We start from the raw sequence: 1702 nt of genomic DNA on the forward strand, positions 1-1702 counted from the left end.
GCGTTCGGCTTCGTTTAAGGAGGTGATCCAGCCGCAGGTTCCCCTACGGCTACCTTGTTACGACTTCACCCCAGTCATGAACCACACCGTGGTGATCGTCCTCCCGAAGGTTAGACTAACCACTTCTGGTGCAATCCACTCCCATGGTGTGACGGGCGGTGTGTACAAGGCCCGGGAACGTATTCACCGTGACATTCTGATTCACGATTACTAGCGATTCCGACTTCACGGAGTCGAGTTGCAGACTCCGATCCGGACTACGACGCGTTTTGTGAGATTGGCTCCCCCTCGCGGGTTTGCAGCCCTCTGTGCGCGCCATTGTAGCACGTGTGTAGCCCTGGCCGTAAGGGCCATGATGACCTGACGTCATCCCCACCTTCCTCCGGTTTGTCACCGGCAGTCTCCCTAGAGTTCTCAGCCGAACTGCTAGCAACTAGGGATAGGGGTTGCGCTCGTTACGGGACTTAACCCAACATCTCACGACACGAGCTGACGACGGCCATGCAGCACCTGTGTCTGAGTTCCCGAAGGCACCAATCCATCTCTGGAAAGTTCTCAGCATGTCAAGGCCAGGTAAGGTTCTTCGCGTTGCGTCGAATTAAACCACATGCTCCACCGCTTGTGCGGGCCCCCGTCAATTCATTTGAGTTTTAACCTTGCGGCCGTACTCCCCAGGCGGTCTACTTAGTGCGTTAGCTGCGCCACTAAGACTTCAAGAGTCCCAACGGCTAGTAGACATCGTTTACAGCGTGGACTACCAGGGTATCTAATCCTGTTTGCTCCCCACGCTTTCGCACCTCAGTGTCAGTATTGGTCCAGAGTGCCGCCTTCGCCACTGGTGTTCCTTCCTATATCTACGCATTTCACCGCTACACAGGAAATTCCACACTCCTCTACCATACTCTAGCCTGACAGTTCGAAATGCCGTTCCCAGGTTGAGCCCGGGGCTTTCACATCTCGCTTATCAAACCACCTACGCGCGCTTTACGCCCAGTAATTCCGATTAACGCTTGCACCCTCCGTATTACCGCGGCTGCTGGCACGGAGTTAGCCGGTGCTTCTTCTGTGAGTAACGTCAAGCCTCACGAGTATTAGTCGTAAGGTTTTCCTCCTCACTGAAAGTGCTTTACAACCCGAAAGCCTTCTTCACACACGCGGCATGGCTGGATCAGGGTTGCCCCCATTGTCCAATATTCCCCACTGCTGCCTCCCGTAGGAGTTCGGGCCGTGTCTCAGTCCCGATGTGGCTGATCATCCTCTCAGACCAGCTACGGATCGTCGCCTTGGTAGGCCTTTACCCTACCAACTAGCTAATCCGACATAGGCTCATCCAATAGCGCAAGGTCCGAAGATCCCCTGCTTTCCCCCGTAGGGCGTATGCGGTATTAATCCGGGTTTCCCCGGGCTATCCCCCACTACTGGGCAGATTCCTATGTATTACTCACCCGTCCGCCGCTCGTCAGCGGGGTGCAAGCACCCCCTGTTACCGCTCGACTTGCATGTGTTAAGCCTGCCGCCAGCGTTCAATCTGAGCCATGATCAAACTCTTCAGTTTAAATCATACAAGAATCCGAAGATTCTCTATTCTTGCTCAAGACAAAACTCAATTTTCGACGAGTCACTGTCCTGATATTTCGTATCCGAAATACCTCGGCCAGCGCCCACACGAATTACTTGGTCAACTTTTTAAAGAGCGTTCGGG

1 rRNA gene is annotated in these 1702 nt (G+C 54.1%); it reads right to left on the reverse strand.

From position 1 onward, the window contains the following. Nucleotides 1–15: 15 nt before the first annotated feature. Nucleotides 16–1555: ribosomal RNA gene (locus FO268_RS22685) — 16S ribosomal RNA — on the reverse strand. Nucleotides 1556–1702 lie beyond the last annotated feature (147 nt).

The organism is Marinobacter denitrificans (genome assembly GCF_008795955.1).
Classification (GTDB): Bacteria; Pseudomonadota; Gammaproteobacteria; order Pseudomonadales; family Oleiphilaceae; genus Marinobacter; species Marinobacter denitrificans.